This is a genomic window from Streptomyces albicerus, assembly GCF_008905045.1.
GTDB lineage: Bacteria > Actinomycetota > Actinomycetes > Streptomycetales > Streptomycetaceae > Streptomyces > Streptomyces albicerus.
Window position 1 is genome coordinate 163,913 of the sequence record NZ_VWMY01000004.1, and the last position, 17,030, is coordinate 180,942.

5 protein-coding genes are annotated in these 17,030 nt (G+C 72.9%); 3 read left to right on the forward strand and 2 right to left on the reverse strand.

The genetic code is table 11. The features are described 5' to 3' along the window. Nucleotides 1-79: 79 nt before the first annotated feature. On the reverse strand, nt 80-13,078 hold the full coding sequence (locus GAS53_RS04850) for a non-ribosomal peptide synthetase/type I polyketide synthase (protein WP_225858732.1): 12,999 nt from the start codon (nt 13,076-13,078) through the stop codon (nt 80-82). A 474-nt stretch (nt 13,079-13,552) separates the two neighbouring features. Between GAS53_RS04850 and GAS53_RS04860 the strand changes: the two genes are divergently transcribed. After that, nucleotides 13,553-14,080 carry a hypothetical protein gene (locus GAS53_RS04860; protein ID WP_151476154.1) on the forward strand — a complete coding sequence of 176 codons (528 nt, stop codon included), beginning with the start codon at nt 13,553-13,555 and terminating at the stop codon, nt 14,078-14,080. Nucleotides 14,081-14,673: 593 nt separating this feature from the next. Here GAS53_RS04860 and GAS53_RS04865 read toward each other — a convergent pair. Continuing rightward, entirely contained in the window at nt 14,674-15,435 is a 762-nt protein-coding gene (locus tag GAS53_RS04865; RefSeq protein WP_225858733.1) for a maleylpyruvate isomerase family mycothiol-dependent enzyme, read from the reverse strand. Nucleotides 15,436-15,497: 62 nt separating this feature from the next. Between GAS53_RS04865 and GAS53_RS04870 the strand changes: the two genes are divergently transcribed. Continuing rightward, nucleotides 15,498-16,412 (forward strand): MerR family transcriptional regulator, encoded by a 915-nt coding sequence (locus tag GAS53_RS04870; RefSeq protein ID WP_225858735.1) that lies wholly within the window; start codon nt 15,498-15,500, stop codon nt 16,410-16,412. Between the two features lie 100 nt (nt 16,413-16,512). After that, nucleotides 16,513-17,019 carry a cupin domain-containing protein gene (locus tag GAS53_RS04875; RefSeq protein WP_151476155.1) on the forward strand — a complete coding sequence of 169 codons (507 nt, stop codon included), beginning with the start codon at nt 16,513-16,515 and terminating at the stop codon, nt 17,017-17,019. The last annotated feature ends 11 nt before the right edge of the window (nt 17,020-17,030 follow it).

Sequence of the window (17,030 nt, forward strand, 5' to 3'; positions counted from 1 at the left end):
GGCCGCTCCGTGAGTGCCAGTGCGCGATCGGGGCGGGTGAGACCTCGATGCAGGCGACATTCTCCACAGGCACTCAGCCTCAGCGCGGTGGAGGCAAGGCGTCGAGGGCGCCCGGGGTGACGACGTGGTCGAGGAGGTGCAGCGGGGCGGGACGGACTCCGGTGCTTTCGGCGGCGTCCCAGTAGGCGAGGGCGCGCGGCAGGTCGACCAGGCCGTGGATCAGTGGCAGCTCCGTGTCGGGCGGCAACGCGCGGTCCGGGTCGGTGATGTGGGCGTGGAGCAGCGACTCCAGGCGGCACGAGGCGAGGGTGCCGGACAGCCGGAAGTGGGTGGCGTGGCCCGCGAGTGCGACGGCCGGGAGCTCCTGCGACAGGTGTGTCTCGGTGTCGTCGAGGGCGAGCAGCCCGCCGCCGACGACGAGGACGTCCTGCTTGTCCTTCATACGGTCAAGGGCCCGCGCGGTGTCGAAGCAGTGCGGGAAGGAGTCGTCGACGACGATCGTTCCGGGCCGCAGTCGGTCGATGTCCAGCAGGGTCGTGGCACCGCTGACCGCGGTGACGACGACATCGGCCTCGTACACCTCGGCGGGCAGACTCGGGCCGGACTCGACGACCTGGATGCGCATCGCGGGCTCGCTGGAGGACAGGTCCGCGGCCAGTCCACGGAGCCGCGGGCCGCTGCCGGGCAGGTCGCACAGGAGCAGCCGGGCCGGTGGACGGGGGCTTCGGGCCAGCAGCAGCCGCAGCGACGACGTGCCGATGGATCCGCAGCCGATGACCGCGAGGGTGAGGTGCGCCAGGTGGCGGCCGGTTGCCGCGAGTGCGGCGTGGACGGTCTTGACCACGGAGACGGTGGTCGTCGCGTGCCCGGTCGTGATCGTCGCCGTCGTCGGCGACGCTTCCCGCAGGACGTCGTAGCCGTAGCCGGTCAGGGACGGAATCATGCCGGCGAGCGAGACGCAGCGCGCCCCGAGCGACGCGGCGTGCTCGACGGCACGTGCGGTCCTGGCGGACAGGTCACCGCTGGGGACCAGTTCGTCGGCGAACAGCGGCATCGACACGAAACCAGATCTGCCGAGAGGTGTGGTGATCTCCTCCAGCAGCCTGGCGCGGCCGTCCGGGAAGAGCAGGGCACGCACCTGTTCACGCCCCAGCCCTTCGTGCGGGAGTCCGGCGAAGGCGGCGAGGTGCTGGGGCGCGGGCAGGTATCCGACGAGAGCGGCGTCCAGGCGGGTGCGGGAGGCGAGGCGGGTGCGGGAGGCGCGTCGGTCGGTGCGGCCCGTGTCAGGCCCTGGACGCGGATCCTGGCCGCCCGTGCCCGCGTACGGCTCACCGGGTCCCGGCCGACGCTGCGGAACTGAGGGACCGTGAGGTGCCCTGCCCGCGCCGTCGTCGCGCGACAGGTCGTGCGTTGCCTCGTGCAGCGCGTCCTCCAACTGCCGACGCATCTCGCCCGCAAAATCGGTGAGTTGGTCGTCGGCGAGGGCCGCTGCCGACACCCGGATGGTGACGCGCAGCCCTTCGCCGTTGGCGGCCGGCCGCACGGCCACGAACACATCGGTGCCCACCGGGGGCGGGGCGAGCGCGGTGTCGGTGTCGTCCGTGTGCAGGGTCAGGGTGCCGCCGGTCGGCGTCCCGAGAGAGGTGAAGTCGAGGAAGGTGAAGAAGAACTGGGCGGTCCGCGGCAGTCCCCCGGCGGTACGCAGGTCGGTGGGCCCTGCGCTTCGGCCCGCGACCGTCTCGGCGGCGATCCGCCGCAGGTCCTCGCCGAAGGCGGGCGCGCCCGGCTCGTCGGGCAGGGCCGGGCGCAGTGCCACCGCTTCGGCGAACGGGCCGATGACACGGTGCGCGTCCTGTGCGGTCTCCTCGCGTCCGGTGACGGCCAGCCCGAGCACCAGGTCGCGTTGACCGGTGAAATCCGCAAGGGCGCGGTAGTACGCGGTGAGCAGCGGAGCGTACAGCGTGCTGCCGGCGTCCAGCGCGAGTCGGCGCAGCGCCTGGGTCTGCCCGGCCTCGAGAGTGAAACCCGTCGTGCGGAAGCCGGGTGACCCGTCGGCGCTGTCGTGCTGCGGTCCGCGCAGCACGGGCGGTGTGTAGGGGGCCAGGTGACGGGCGCGGTACTCCTGCACCTGCGGGCCGGTGGCGGGCGGGCGCGCGGCGAGGAGGGCCACGTGGTCCCGGAAGGTCGAGCACAGCGGCGGCAGCCCGTCGGGCAGGCCGCGGCCGAACCGGTCGTACACCGACAGGAGTTCCCGTGCGAGCAGGGCCGCGCTGTATCCGTCGCCGATGAGGTGGTGGGCGTGGACGAGAAGGACGTGTTCGTCGGTGCCGATGGTGAACAGGCGCAGGCGCAGCAGCGGCCAGGCCCAGGGCTCGAACCGGCGCCGCGCCTCCTCGCTGACTCGCGACTCCAGCAAATCGGGGTGGGCCAGGGTCTCCGTCTCGACGGGCAGGCGCAGCGAGGGCGGCAGTTCCTGCTGAACGGGCGGACGGGCACCGGCGGGGAACATGGTGCGGAGCATGGGGTGACGGGCCATCAGGACGTCGACGGCGCGCTGGAACACGTCGAGGCGCAGCGGGCCGCTGAGCCGGAACCGGGCCAGCCAGCCGGAGCCCGCCCCGGGTGCGATGGTCTCGGCGAGGAGGAATCCCCGCTGGGACGGTGTGAGGGGATAGGGGCCGTCAAGCCCCGAGCCGTCGTCGCCGTGGGTGGCGGTGACCGCCGACTCGGCCGGACGGCTCTCGGCGGGGCCGGCCGGGCCTGAGGGGGCTTCGTCGGCAGCGGTGACGGCCGGGGCAGCCTGATGCGTCCCGGTGGGGTCGGCGGCGGGCGTGGCATCGATGGCCGCTGCCAGGGCGCTCAGTGTGCGGTGTGTGTACAGGGCGGTCGGCCGTGGCAGCGCGGGCAGTTCGGCGCGCAGTCGGGCGAAGAGTTCCAGCACCATGATGGAGTCGCCGCCGAGCGCGAAGAAGTCGTCCTCCCGGCAGGCCTCCGGCACGTCCAGCAGCTCCGACCACACGCGCGCCACGACGAGTTCGGTGGCGGTGGCGGGCGAAGTCCCGTGCCCGGGTGCGGCGTTCACCGCAGCCTGGCCGCCCGTCACACCTCCGCTCGGCGTGCCTTCGTCCCGCCGCGCGAGCCGGTTGCGGTCGATCTTTCCGGTGCCGGTCAGCGGAAGTGCCGCGAGCGAGTGGATCCGTGCGGGCAGCATGTACGGCGGCAGGACGCGGGACAGGAAGGCCCGCGTCTCGCGGATGTCGGGCTCGCCGGCGCCCGGCCGTGGCTCGACGTACGCCACGAGACGCCCGTCGCGCAGCAGAGCGGCGGCGCGGGCCACGCCCGGGTGGGCGAGCAGGGCGGCCTCGAGCTCGCCGAGCTCCACCCGGTGGCCGCGTACCTTGACCTGGTCGTCCAGCCGGCCGAGGAACTCCAGTACACCGTCGGCCACTTGGCGGACGCGGTCGCCGCTGCGGTACCAGCGGCGGCCGTCCCGCTCGGTGAAGGCCGCCGTCGTGAGCTCGGGATCGCCCAGGTAGCCGGAGGTCAGTCCGCGGCCGGCGATGAGCAGTTCACCGGCTTCACCGGGCCCGCACAGCCTCCCGTCCTCGTCGACGACGGCCAGTTCGGTTCCGGCCACCGGTCGGCCGATGGGCAGGTGCCGTACGTCGTCGGCCGGGCGGGTGTCGATGATGTGGCAGGTGGCGTTGATGGTGGCTTCGGTGGGGCCGTACAGATTGGAGATCCGGTGACCGGGGCCGCCACCGCCGGACGGCCCGGTGTCGAGCAGGTCGAACCAACGGCGCACATGCGCGGCGGGCAGCGCCTCACCGCCTACGTGGACCCAGCGCAGCGTCGACAGGTCCGGGGCCACCCCGCTCTGCCGGGCGCGGTCCTCGGCAGCGGTCAGCAGCCGCTCCCACAGCGTCGGCACCGAACTCCACACTGTGATCCGGTCTTCCACGACGCGGTCCAGGAGCGCTTCGGGGTCGCGCAGCAGGTCACGGGTGAGGGTGTGCACCGTGGCGCCGACCAGCAGCGGAGCCAGCAACTGACGTACGGAGGCGTCGAAACAGACCGACGCGGTCTGCACCAGCCGGTCGCCCGGACCGTAACCGAAGGCGGACAGCGCCCAGTCGAGGTAGTTGGTCATGGACCGGTGAGTGATCGGGACGGCCTTGGGGCGGCCCGTCGAACCCGACGTGAAGATCACATAGGCGGTCGCGTCGGGGGCCGCGGCGGTGGGAGGCAGCCGGTCCGGCGGCGGGACCGGCGAGGGGTCGTCGGCAGCCACCAACGTGACTGACCCCAGCGCGGCGGCGGCATCCCGGGTCGCCGCGTCGCAGACCAGCACGCGGACTCCGGTGCGGCTCAACTGGTCCTGATGCCGGGCGGCGGGGTGGGTGGCGTCCATGGGCACCCACCCCGCCCCCGATCTCAGGATGCCGACCACGCCGGTGACGGTCTCGGCGCCCGGTTCGGTGAGCAGCCCGACAAGGTCCCCTGGCCGTACGCCGTGTGCGCGCAGGCGGGACGCGAGGGCGGCGGAGGCGTCGTCGAGGGCCGCGTAGGTGAGCGTGGTCCGTCCGGTGTCGACCGCGACGGCGTCGGGCGTGGCACGCAGCTGTGCGCACAGCCGGTCCACGACTCCGCTGTCCGTCGCGGCGGCGTGCGCCGCCGTGGTTGTCGTGGCGTGCGCGTCACGTTGCGGGTGGTGCACCGAAACGGTTGCCCCCGACGAGGGTTCTGCCAGGGGTTCCGCGACGGCGGCGCGCAGTTCGGCGAGGTACGCGTCGGCGAAGCCTCGCACGGTCTCGGGACGGAACAAGCGGGCCGGGTGGTTCCACGACAGGCGCAGGCTCGCGTCGGCCTCCCAGCACAGCAGGCCGAGTCGGGTGGCGGCGGAGGCGGTGGCCGCCGCCGTCGGCGTCACGGAGACCGGCCAGTCGGGGCCATGGACCACGGGCAAGCGGGCGAAGCTGAATCCCGCTTCGGCGGCCGTACGCGGCGAGGGGCCGGCCGTATGCGGCGAGTGGCCCCCGGCGGGCAGCAACCGGGTCAAGTCGGGGCTGCTCAGGGTCGCGTGCGCCTCGGCCTCCCGCCAGATCAGCCGCAGCCGTTCGGCCAGTACGGTCACGGATTCGTCGAGGTCGACGGTCGCGAACACCGGCAAGGTGTCGGCCAGCGGCCCCACGAGACGGTCGATGCTGGCGAGCGGCATCTCGCGGCGGGCGCGCGCCACGTTGACGGCGACGGCCCGCTGTCCGCTCCACCGCGCCAGGCAACGGCCGTAGACCGCCAGCAGCAGGTGGAAGAGGGAGACGCCGTGCCGGGCGGCGAGTTCACGCAGGGCAGCCGTCAGGGCCGCGTCGATGCCGGTCCGGTGGTGGACGAGCGGTGGGGCGGGCGATGCCTCGGGCTCGCCGTCGTACGGCAGGGCGCGTGCGCTGCCGGCGGCGCTGTGCTCGGCGATTCGCGCGCGCCAGTACGCCTGGTCCCGCGGGTACGCCGCGGACTGCCGCTGCTCAGTGTCAGCGGCCGCGTAGTCGGTGAACTCGGCCCGCAGCGGCGGGAGTTCTGGGGTGCTGTCACCCCGGGCCAGCGCGGTGTAGAGCGTCCAGAGCTCTTCACAGAGCACCTTGAGGCTGAAGCCGTCCGCGGCCGAGTGGTGGACGACCAGCAGCAGGTGGGCGAGATGCGTGTCCTCGCGTACGAGGACGGCACGCACGGGGTCCTGCGCGGTCAGGTCGAACGGGCGATTGCACAGGTCCTGTTCCAGGCGGTCCAGGGCCGGCGGTGCGCCGCCCTCCTGCTCCCGTATCTCGTACCAGCGTGGGGCTGTGTCGACGGGCGCGGCGGGTACGGCGTACTGGCGCGGCCGTGCGTCGTCCTGGGTGATCCGCATACGCAGCATGCGGTGGCGGGCGGCGAGGTGGGCGAGTGCCCGGCCGAGGAGAGCGGTGTCGAGGGGCCCGCTGATGGCCTGGCGTACGTAACCGTAGGCGGTGACGCCTTCGTGGAGCGTCTCGGTGGTGTGGAAGGCCAGTTGCACCGGAGTGAGGGGGCTGGTGCGCCCGTCCGCGCCGCTGTCTCGCGGGGCGGCCACGGTAGTCGGCTCGGGTGGGGACGCAAGGGGGGTGCGGGGCGTCTGGGTGGCCAGGTGGGCGGCGAGTTCGCCGATGGTCCGGTACTCGAAGAGCAGGGTGGCAGGCAGGGGCAGGCAGAGTTCTCTCTCCAGGCGGCGCGCGAGGTCGACGGCGGTGAGCGAGTCCAGCCCGAGGGTGAGGAACTGCTCGTCGTCGCCGAGGTCCTCCGGTGCGCGGTGCAGTGCCTCGGCCAGCAGTCCGCGTACGACATCGGCGATGTGGGACGGGTCGTGGGGCGGGTCGGTCGCGGTGCTTTCGTCGGCCCTGAGGAGGGCATGGGCGGGCGCGGGCGGCATGTCTCGGTCGCGTCGGTCGCGCCGGTGAACGGCGGCCGGGGCCGCGGTATCGGCGGGCAGTCTGTCCCTGTCATCGCGCCGACCGGCAGCCGGGGGCTGATCCGCCGCGGGTCCGGCCGCAGGGTCGCGGTCTGCCAGGCCCGTAACCAGCAGGTGGGCCGCGTCCAGGCCGACGGCCGTGTGCAGGCCCGCCAGGGCGGCCCGCGCGGTCATGGGCGCGAGTCCCTGCGCCCGGAGCCGGGCCTGTGCGCGCGTCCCGCTCGCCAGTCCCGTGTCGGCGACGGGCCCGAAACCGATCGCCTGCCACGGCCGGCCGGCGGCTCGCTCGGCGGCGGCGAAGGCGTCGAGGAAGGAATTGGCGGCCGCGTAGTCGCCGAGTGCGCCGGCCAGGCCCGGCAGCACGGAGGAGACCGAGGAGAAGGCGACGCATACGGCAGGTTGATGGCTGTGCCGCCGCAGCGCCTCGGCGAGCAGTACGGTGCCCCGCACCTTCGCGGCGAGAACTTCCTCGATCTCCCCGTCCGTCTTGCCGCGCAGGCTGCCCGGGTGGGCCGTACCCGCGGCGTGGAAGACCCCGTCCAGGGGCGGCAGGCCGGCGACGAGCGCGTCGAGGGCGGCCTCGTCGGAGACGTCGGCCGCGTGGTACTGGGCCCGGGCGCCCAGGGCACGCAGATCGGCGAGCAGGTCCCGGGGCGGCGTGGCGGTGCGTCCCACGAGGATGAGTTCCGGCCTGCCGCGGTCCGCGAGATCGCGGGCGAGCGCGGACCCGAGCCCACCGGCGCCTCCGGTGATCAGGTACGTGCCGTCCGGGGGCAACGTCCGCACGGCCGTGGTGTCAGCGCTCACGGCGACGGGTGTACGGGTCAGCCGGCGTCCCGCCCGCCACGCGACGCCGCCGCTCGCGCCGGGTGCGTCCTTGGCGTACAACTCGCGTTCGAGCGCGTCGAGTTGCAAGGCGAGCACGTCCCGCGAGGACAGGTCGATGCTCCGGGAGGACAGTCCGGGGTGTTCCTCGGGCAGCGCGAGTGCGAAGCCGTGCAGCAACGCTTGCGCGGGGCGGGCTCGTTCGGACGATACGCCGGTGGTGTGCACGTCTTCGGTGACGACCAGCAGCCGGGCGCAGCCGCCCGTGCCGAGCAGGGCCAGCACGTCGCGCAGCGAGGAGACGGCCGAGCGCGTCGCGGTGTCCGGGCATCGTGGATCCCGCGGCTCCTCACTGGCCGTGATGATGGCCCCCGCGGCTTGCCTGCCGGCATGTCCGGTTTCATGTGGTGCCCCGCTGTCGCTGTCTCCGGCGAACCACACCACGGTGTCCGGGGCGGATGTCCCGGAGGTGTCGTGCTGCTTCAGCACTGTCACCCCGCGCCCGGTGAGCCGGTCGGCGAGAGCCCGCCCGAGCGCCGTGTCGACACCGGCCAGCCGTACGACACGGGGGCCGGGGGCGGCTGTGAGCGGGGCGTCGCACCAGACGAGGCGCCTCGGGACGGGGGTCGCGCCGGGTGCAGATGCCCTCTCGGGCGCAGGTGTCGCGCTGTGCGCGGGTGTCTCGCCAGACGCCGGAGCCGCGCCGGACGCCGGTGCTGCGTCGTACGCCGGTGCCGCGCCGGACCGGTGCGGCCAGTGGCGGCTGCGCTGGAACGGGTAAGTGGGCACGGGGACACGACGTCGGCCCGCGCCCCGGGCGGGAGCCGTCGGGGACAGCGCCGTCCCGCGCATCCACAGCCGGCCCGCCGTCTCGAGCAGCGCCCTCGCACCGAGGTCCTGGCCGCCGTCCGAGGCCGGGGCGCCCAGGGCCGGCAGGACAGCCACCTCGGAGCGGGTCAGGGTGTGGGCGGCAGCTACCGCGCGGACCGGTCCGGAGAGTGTGTCACCTGGGCCGAGTTCGACGAACGTGTCGAAACCATCGTCGAGCAGCCGGGCCACGGCGGCGCCGAACTGCACCGGCCGAACCGCGTGTTGGCGCCAGTACTCGGGGGTCAGGCCAGGCGCCCACTGCCCGGTCACGGTGCTCAGCATCGGCAGACCGGCCGGATGGACCGTCAGCGCCTTCGCGGCGTCCCGCAGCGGATCGAGGACCGGTTCCAGCATCGCCGAGTGGAAGGCGTGCGAGACGCGGAGCCGACGCGCGGCCATGCCACGGGCCGTCAGTTCCGCCACCGCCAGGTCGACGGCATCCTCCTCGCCCGCCAGCACCACCTGCGCGGGTCCGTTGACGGCGGCCACGCACAGCGTCCCGCCGACCGCGGCGACCAGATCGGCGACGGTCTCCTCGTCACCCCGGACGGCCGCCATGGCTCCCGGTGCGGCGAGCCCGCCCACCAGACGCCCTCGTTCGGCGGCGAAACCCACCGCCTCGGCCAGCGTCAGCGTGCCGGCGAGGCATGCGGCGGTGATCTCGCCGACGCTGTGGCCCATGACCGCGTCGGCCTTCACGCCCCAGGCGGCCAGTTGGCCGGCCAGCGCCACGCCGAACGCGACCAGCAGCGGCTGGGCCACCTCCGTCCTCGCCAGTGCCTCGGGGTCGGCGCCCTCGTCCAGGCACCACGCCGCCAGGGTGCGCCCGAGGACCGGTCCGGTGAGCGAGGAGGCCTCGTCCAGGACGTCGCGGAACACGGGCGCCGAACGGTACAGAGCACGGCCCTGCCCAGGGCGTTGGGCCCCCTGGCCCGGCAGCAGGAAGACCGTACGCGGCCGGGGCCGTGCGACCTCGTGCCGACCGTGCTGGTCTCCGGCGGCTTCGAGGCGGTCCGCGAGATCTCCGTCGGCGACCACGGCGAGGCGGTACGGACCGTCGTCGCGGGAGGTGTTGACGGTGGCGCAGACATCGCCCTCGTCCAGTTCGGGGCGGGCTCGCAGATGCGCGGCCAGTTCGGAGGCAGCAGCGTGCAGCGCGTCTCCGGTACAGGCCGACAGCGTCAGCAGGTGCGGGACGTCGGTGGTGTCCGAGGGGCCGCGTTCCTTGGTGTGGGAGGGCGTGCGGTGTTCCTTCGGGGGCGTCCCGGCCGGGCCGGACGCGGCGAGCGGCGCGCCGGGCGCGGAAGTCGTACCGGGTACGGAAGTCGTGGCGGGTACGGAAGTCGTACCGGGTACGGAAGTCGTGGCGGGTACGGAAGTCGTGGCGGGTACGGAAGTCGTGCCAGGTGCACGGGACTTGGCAGGCGAAGGAGATGGGAGGTGTGTGCCGGGGTCCGCCGGCGCGGGTGTCGCAGCCACGAGCCGGTCGCGTCCGGGAGCCTCCTCCAGGACGGCGTGTGCGTTGGTACCGCCGAACCCGAAGGCGTTCACGCCCGCGACCAACGGGCCCTCGGCACGCCATTCCTGGTGCTCGGTGACGAGTTGGAACCCGGGTGCTACGCGTTCCAGGTAGGGCGCGGGCGGGTTGCTGTGCGGGGAGGGCGGCAACTGCCGGTGCCCGAGCGCGAGGACGACCTTGACCAGGCCGGGCATGCCGGCCGCATTGAGCAGGTGGCCCAGGTTGGCCTTGACCGAGCCGAGCCGCCGCGGAATCCCGTCGGCACGGGGCGGGAAGGCGTACCCGAGTGACTGCGCCTCGACGGGGTCGCCTACCGGTGTGCCGGTGCCGTGCGCCTCGACGTAGGACACGGTTGCGGGATCGACACCGCACTCACGGTAGGCCCGGGTGATGACCTCGCGCTGGCCGCGGGGGTTGGGGGCGAGCAGGCTCAGGGAGCGCCCGTCGTTGTTCACCGCCGTGCCGCGCACCAGCGCGAGCACTGGATCGTCGGCGCCCAGGGCGTCGTCGAGGCGTGCGAGGACGAGGGCCGCGCCGCCTTCGCCGGGCACGAACCCGTCGGCTTCTGCGCCGAAGGCGCGGCACGTGCCGGTCGGGGAGAGCGCGCCCGTTGTCTCCAGCAGCCGGTGGCCGGTCGGGGTCAGGCCGAGGTTGACGCCGCCGACCACGGCGAGGTCGCACTCGCCTGACAGCAGGCTGCGCCGGGCCAGGTGCAGGGCGACCAGCGCCGAGGAGCACGCGGTGTCGACCGCGAGGGCCGGACCGTTCAGGTCCAGGGCCTGGGAGACGCGGGCGGCGATCAGGTTGGGCAGGTTTCCGGTGAGCGCGGCCGGGTGGCGTGCGAGGTCCCCGTCCACGGCCCCGGCCAGGACCTCGCGGTATCCGCTGTCGCCGACGGCCGCGAACACCCCGATTCTGCGGCCCACCCGCCGGGGTCCCGCGTATCCGGCACGTTCCAGCGCCTCGTGGGCAAGTTCGAGGAAGATCCGCGCCTGCGGGTCGGTCGCGCGCGCCTCCTCGTCGTCCATGCCGAAGAAGTCGGCGTCGAAGGCGGCCGGGTCGGTGAGGAAGGATCCGAAGCGGGCGCGCACGCCCGGTGCGCTCCCCCATCGGTCTTCGGGTATGCCGCCGACCGTGTCACCTCCGGCGGCGAGGAGCTCCCAGAAGGCTTCGGGTGTCTCGGCTCCGGGAAAGCGGCAGGCCGTCGCGAGAACCGCGACCGCTTCGCAAGGTCCGGCCTCGGTGGCTGCGCCCGATCCAGGCTCCATACCCTCGCGCGGCGCGGACTCTCCGGCGCCGCCGGGCGCCTGGGAGGTGTGCTCCTCGCTGCGGCGGAGCGACCTCCGTCCCGAGTCCTCGTCGCCGGGAGCCTCTCCCCCGTCCGCGAGCAGGGCGAGTATCTGCCCGGTCAGCGCTGCCACGGTGTCGTGGTCCCGCAGCAGGCGGGGTTCCACGGTGAGGGAGAAGGTGTCCTCCAGTTGGGCGAGCATGGTCATCGCCTTGAGCGAGGAGCCGCCGAGGTCGAAGAACCGCTCCTGCGAGCCGATTTCGGCCTCAGGACGATCCAGGACACGCGCCCAGATGCTCAGGACCGACCGCTCCACGTCCCGTGGCGACCGGGGTGCCGGCAAGGGCCCGCCGTGCACCGATCGTACGCCCTCCGCCGTGGCACCCCCGCCGACAGGCACGCCAGTGTCGGCCGTCGCCGTGGTGGTGGACGTCAGGCGGGCCTCGACGGCGGCGTAGGCACCTGATTCGAAGCGGGTACGCAGGACTCCGCGGCGCAGCTTGCCGCTGGTGGTGCGGGGAAACGCCCCGGGCGCCAGGGGCAGCACCCGCACGTCGTCGTAGCCGAGTGCTTCCCGTACACGGGCCGCCGCGGTTCGGAGCAACGGGGCCGCGGTCGCCACCGGCGGCCGCGCCCACTGCACGAACGCGACGACCCGTTCGCCGCCGGTGTCGGGGTCGGTCGACCCGATGACCGCCACGGTGCCCGGGGGCAGCCCCTCAGTGGTGGCGACGGTCTCCTCCAGGTCCGGCGCGTGGAACGTACGGCCGTTGACGAAGAGCACGTCCTTGTGGCGGCCGGTCACGCACAACCGCCCGTCGCTGAGGAAGCCGAGGTCTCCGGTGCGCAGCCAGCCGTCCACGAAGGTGGCGGCGGTCGACTCGGGAGCCCGGTGGTAGCCGCGGCCCAACTGCGGGCCTCGCACCTCGACATGGCCGACACGCCGGTCGCGGAGCGGCCTTCTGGAGTCGTCGGTGACGCGTACCTCGCAGCCCTCGACGGGACGGCCGAGGTCCATCAACTCCACGGCGTGCGGGCCGGGTTCGGCTGCCTCGGCCCGTCCCCGGCTGAGCGCGGTCCGGTCCAGCACGAGCGGTGTGGCGATCTCGCCCAGCGGCGGGACGGTCACGGCAAGTGTGGCCTCCGCCAGTCCGTACACCGGGAGCGGGGCCCGCCCGTCCAGCCCCGCAGGCGTCGTTCGTGCCGTGAACTCCCGCCACACCCGCGGGGCGATCGGCTCGGCGCCGACGAGCATCAGCCGTACGCAGCTCAGGTCGAGCCCGGCGAGGGCGCTGTGCGGCACACGCCGCACCACGAGGGCGAGTGCGAAGTTGGCGGCGGACAGTACGGTCGCGCGGTGCCGTGCCACGGCCTCGAACCACAGAGCGGGACGCTTGGCGAAGGACAGCGGCTCCAGTCTCACCTGCTTCAGACGCGCCGCCATGGGGACCAGATGCGTGCCGATCAGACCCATGTCGTGGAAGTACGGCATCCAGGCCGCGACCACGTCGTCGGCGGTCAGCGCCGTCGCGACCCGGATCTGGCGGAGGTTGGCGAGGACGCCGGCGTGCGTCAGTTCCACGCCCTTGGGGGATCCGGTGCTTCCGGAGGAGAACTGCAGGAACGCCACGTCCTGCGGAGCGGGTCGCGGCAGCCGCCGGGGCGGGCGGCCTGCCCGTAGTGCGTCCAGCTTCAGTGCGCGTACCTCGCCGTGGATTTCGGCGACCAGCGGTGCGGTGGACTCGTCCACGACGACGGGCGGCCTGCCGAGGAGTTCCCACACCGGCTCCACCCGGCGCGCGTCCGGGGCGAGCGGCACGGGTATGAGTCCCGCCGCCAGCGCGCCCCAGAACATCGGTTGGAAGTCCTCCCCCAAGTCGGCGACCAGTGGTACCGGGGTGCCGCGTTCCACGCCAGCGGTGATGAGCCCGCCGGCCACGCGCAGTGCCTCGTCCCGCAGTTCGGCGAAGGTGACGGTGCGCTCGCTGCCGTCCCCACGGACGTGCACGATGGTCTGTCCGGGTGTCTCCTCGGCTGCCCGCAGCAGTACGTCGAGGAGCGTCGCTTCACCGTTCGAACCGTCGTTTGAGCTGTTCACCGGCGCACCCTAGCAAGATCCGCCCCATGCAAGGTTGTTCATCTTGAGCACCGCCGCCGCTTCGCGCCTGTCGGCGCCACATCCTCCTCGTCCGGGCCCGGGAATCCGCCGGCGCCGTAGTTCAGACTCCGCGCGGTCTTCACCAGTGACGCCAAGGGATCTCCGTGAGGGAACCGCAGGAGTCGAAGAATCTTGCGGCGGCAAAGCCGGGCACGCAGGGCCAGTGATGTGACTGCGGCCATCGCAACGATGCTCCTCTCTGCACATACGGTTCGAACATCCGCATGAAATGCGGGTGTTCGGCGGACAAGCGCCACGGTGCGCCGCCCCTTCCGCCGGATAGATATATCTACGAATATGACTCTGGGCATGGCCTCGGGAATTGCATCGCCTCGGGAATTCGCGCATATCCGCGCCCGCAAAGGGAGGTCGTCGCTGTCCGCTCGCACGGGATACCGGTCGAAGAGGAGAGACATGAGAAGCACCCCCCACCAGCAAGCCGTCGAGTGGCTCGCGGCCGCGGCCGTGGATCCTCGGGCCTGCAAGCGGGAATGGGAACACAGTGCGAGCGGCACCGTGCTACTCCCGGCCGGGCGCTTCTGGGACGTCCTCAGCGTGCCGGAGGAGATCGGCCTTCTCGCACTCGACGCCCTCCTGCGCCTCCCGCTGCCGATGCCCGGCCCCACGCTCGCCGACTTCGGCGCCCACCGCATCGGGTTCTTCCTTCCACCGGACCCGGAGAGCTACTGGGTCGGCCAGGACATCCGCTACTCCGGGAAGGGAGCCTGGATCGCCGTGCCCTCGCCGCGCCGCACGACCGGCACGCCGCGCTGGCTGATTCCGCCCGACGGGCGCGGCGCCCTGCATCTGCCGACCGCCTTGGAACTGGCGCTCCATCAGGCCATGGAGATGCTCTCCGACCTGGTGAACGGAGAGCACGCGCGCTCCGGTGGCAACGCGACGCCTCCCGGGTCGGGCCCAGGCCGCGGTGGTCTCCGCTGAGTCAGCGTCTCGGGCGGGTGCGAGCGCGGTCGTCCCACGCCGGAGCACCGTCAACGCACGGAAGCGGAATCGGCATCAGCCGACGCCCAGGCAAATGCGTTACGACCCACTCGCGCCCGGATCACCGTCCATCCGGCACCGTCGCGGCACCGGAGGACGAACGGTGGTGAGGACGGGTCGCACTGCCTCGCGCAGCCCGGGGACGATGCGTCCGCGAGCCTGCCAGTCGGCGACCAGCGCGGCATAGATCGGCGGGTCGGGTCGCATCCAGTGGGCGCCGGTACGTTCGACGGACGGCTGGTGCCGGCCCGCGCGCCCCAGGAAGGGCCCCGTTGTGGCGAATGTGCTGTCCATGTCCGTGCAACGGGGCTTGTGCGCCAGTGGCACGCCCTCACCCGCCAGGACACCGGATCGAGCGAGCCCACGCCCCTCGTTCGGGGCCATGTTTTCATCCGACCAGAAGATGTGTCCCGCCTGTCGGTCCGGCGCCGGACCGACAGGCGGGCCAACTCGATGCCGGGCACGCCTTCAGGGTCACGCGAAGCTAAGCGGTCTCGGGGAGGTGAGGCACGCCCCCACCTCCCCGAGACCGCTTAGAACGCCGTGTGGGCCAGCCAGTGGTCCAGCAACGCGCGGTCGCCCGTCACCGTGACCCGATCGTCGTCCGGCGGAACGCGGCGGGAGATCACCAGCATCAGGTCCGTCACCGTGCCCGACACCACCACGTCGGCCTCGACCGGCCCACGCTCCCACCGCAACCCTTCGGACGTCCTGATGACCACCCAGCCCGCCAGGGACCTCGGCCGGAACCCGAGCCGTTCGCCGTGGCCGCGCAGTTCGGCCCAGCCCGGCCTGATCGCTGCCACGCCCGGCGCCGACATCAGGTCCATGGCCTCGCTGATCACGTCGGCCGCGAGGTCGTCGGCGATCTCGAACGCGGTGTCCGTCGCCACCGCCGCGTCGTAGTGGTGGACGCACGTGTCGCTCAGCATCCTGCGCAGCCAGAAGGACCCCGGCCGCGGTCCCAGGAACGTTCCCGTCTCGGTGTCAGGGCCGGTTTCCCGGACCGTGCGGATCAGCTCCTCGGCTCCTTCCCGCAGCCACGGCGCCCACCCGTCCGGCGTGCCGGGTTCGGCCTGCCACGGATCGGGGCTGGGCAGCTGTTCACCCTTGCGCAAGAGCTCGGCCGCCCAACGGTGTTCCTGGCCGATGTGGCCGACGAGGGTGCGCAGCGGCCAGTCCGGGCAGGTGGGCACCCGGGTGTCCGGATCCCTTCCGGAGACCGCACGGGCGAACCCTTCGGTCTGCTCCCGCAGGCCCTCCACCAGTCGTGCGGTGTCCAGCGTCGACGTCATCACGAAATCTCCTTTCACGGGTACGCCGGTACGGTAGAAACTCCAGCCCGGTGGAGGTTCAAGTGCCTTTGCTCGACGAGACGTTCGGGATCGGCGACCTGGCGCGGCTGACCGGTGTGCCGGTGCGGACCATTCGCTTCTACTGCGACGAGGGCATCATCGACTCGGTGCGCAGCACCGGTGGGCACCGCAGGTTCGACGAGGCGGCCGTGGAGCGGCTGGGCCTGGTCAGACGGCTGCGCGGGCTGGGGCTCGGCCTGCCCTCCATCAGGCATGTGCTCGCCGGGGAGCGCTCCGTGGCCGAGGTCGTCGCGGCCGAGCGGGCCGCACTCGACGTGCAGCTCGCGGACCTGGCCTGGCGGCGGGCCTCGCTGCGCGCCATCGAGGAGGCCGGACCGGCCGACCGGGCCGCCCGGCTGGAGCTACTGGCCGCCGTGAACGGCGGGTGCGCCGCCCGCGACGCGCTGATCGACTTCTGGAAACGCACGATGGTCGCCCCTGTGTCCGAGGCGATGCTCGCCGCGTTCGTGACCATGGCCGTACCCGAACCGCCCACCGACCCGACGCCGCCGCAGGTGGTCGCGTACGCCGAGTTGGTCGCCCTGGCCCGCGACCGATCACTGAGGCGCGGCCTGCTGGCCAGGTCTCGGGCCAACGCCGAGCTCATCGCCGACGAGGACGCGCTGCTGAGCGGCATCGCCGAGGCGTGCATGCTGGCCGAACCCATGGTGCGGGCCGGCGAGCCGCCCCGCGTCGGCCCCGAGCTCGACCAGTACGTGGCGGCGCACGCCTCTGTACGCGGCAGCGGCGACACCCCGGAGTTCCGACGACGGTTGCTGGGCAACGTGGCCGCCGACCGTGACCCACGGATGCGCCGCTACTGGCGGCTCGTGACCGAGGCCGGTGGCGCCCCCGTCGCGCACGGCGCGTCCCACCTGTGGCTGACCGACGCCCTCGAACGCTCCATCACGCCCTGACGTGAGTGTCCGCAGCGTCGACCCGTTCGGCTCCGGCCCCATGACCATCAAGCCCCGGCGGAGGGAGACTTCGAGTACGTCAACGTGAGGGAGAGCAGGCATGTCATATCCGGAACCCCGCTATCTCGGTGAGCACGGCGAGATCAACGCGGTGTTCAGGCCGTCGGACACCGAACCCGAACTGACCTCCCCGTCCGGCAACCGCACCCACTACCTGGCCACGCACGCGTCGACCGGCGGGGAGTTCGGGCTGTATCGCGTGGACATGGGGCCCAAGTCACCCGGCCCTCGCACCCACTTCCACCGGTCGATCTCCGAGTCCTTCTTCGTCCTCTCCGGCGAAGTCGGCCTCTACAACGGCGAGCGGTGGATCACCGGACGTCAGGGCGACTTCCTGTACGTACCCGTCGGCGGCCTGCACGCCTTCAGGAACGACTCAGACGACCCGACGTCCATGCTCCTGCTCTTCGCTCCCGGCGCCCCGCGCGAGGAGTACTTCGAGAAGGTCGCCGAGATGGCGCAGCGCGGAGGACAGGAGTTCACCGATTTCCTCGTGCGCCACGACAGCTTCTTCGTCGACGAGGAAGGCGGACCGGGCACATCGTGACGGCAGGCGGT

What these genes read in the sequence shown, in the direction of transcription:
- GAS53_RS04875 (WP_151476155.1), top strand. Translation starts at nt 16,513, where the DNA reads ATGTCATATCCGGAACCCCGCTATCTCGGTGAGCACGGCGAGATCAAC.
- GAS53_RS04865 (WP_225858733.1), bottom strand. Translation starts at nt 15,435, where the DNA reads ATGACGTCGACGCTGGACACCGCACGACTGGTGGAGGGCCTGCGGGAG.
- GAS53_RS04860 (WP_151476154.1), top strand. Translation starts at nt 13,553, where the DNA reads ATGAGAAGCACCCCCCACCAGCAAGCCGTCGAGTGGCTCGCGGCCGCG.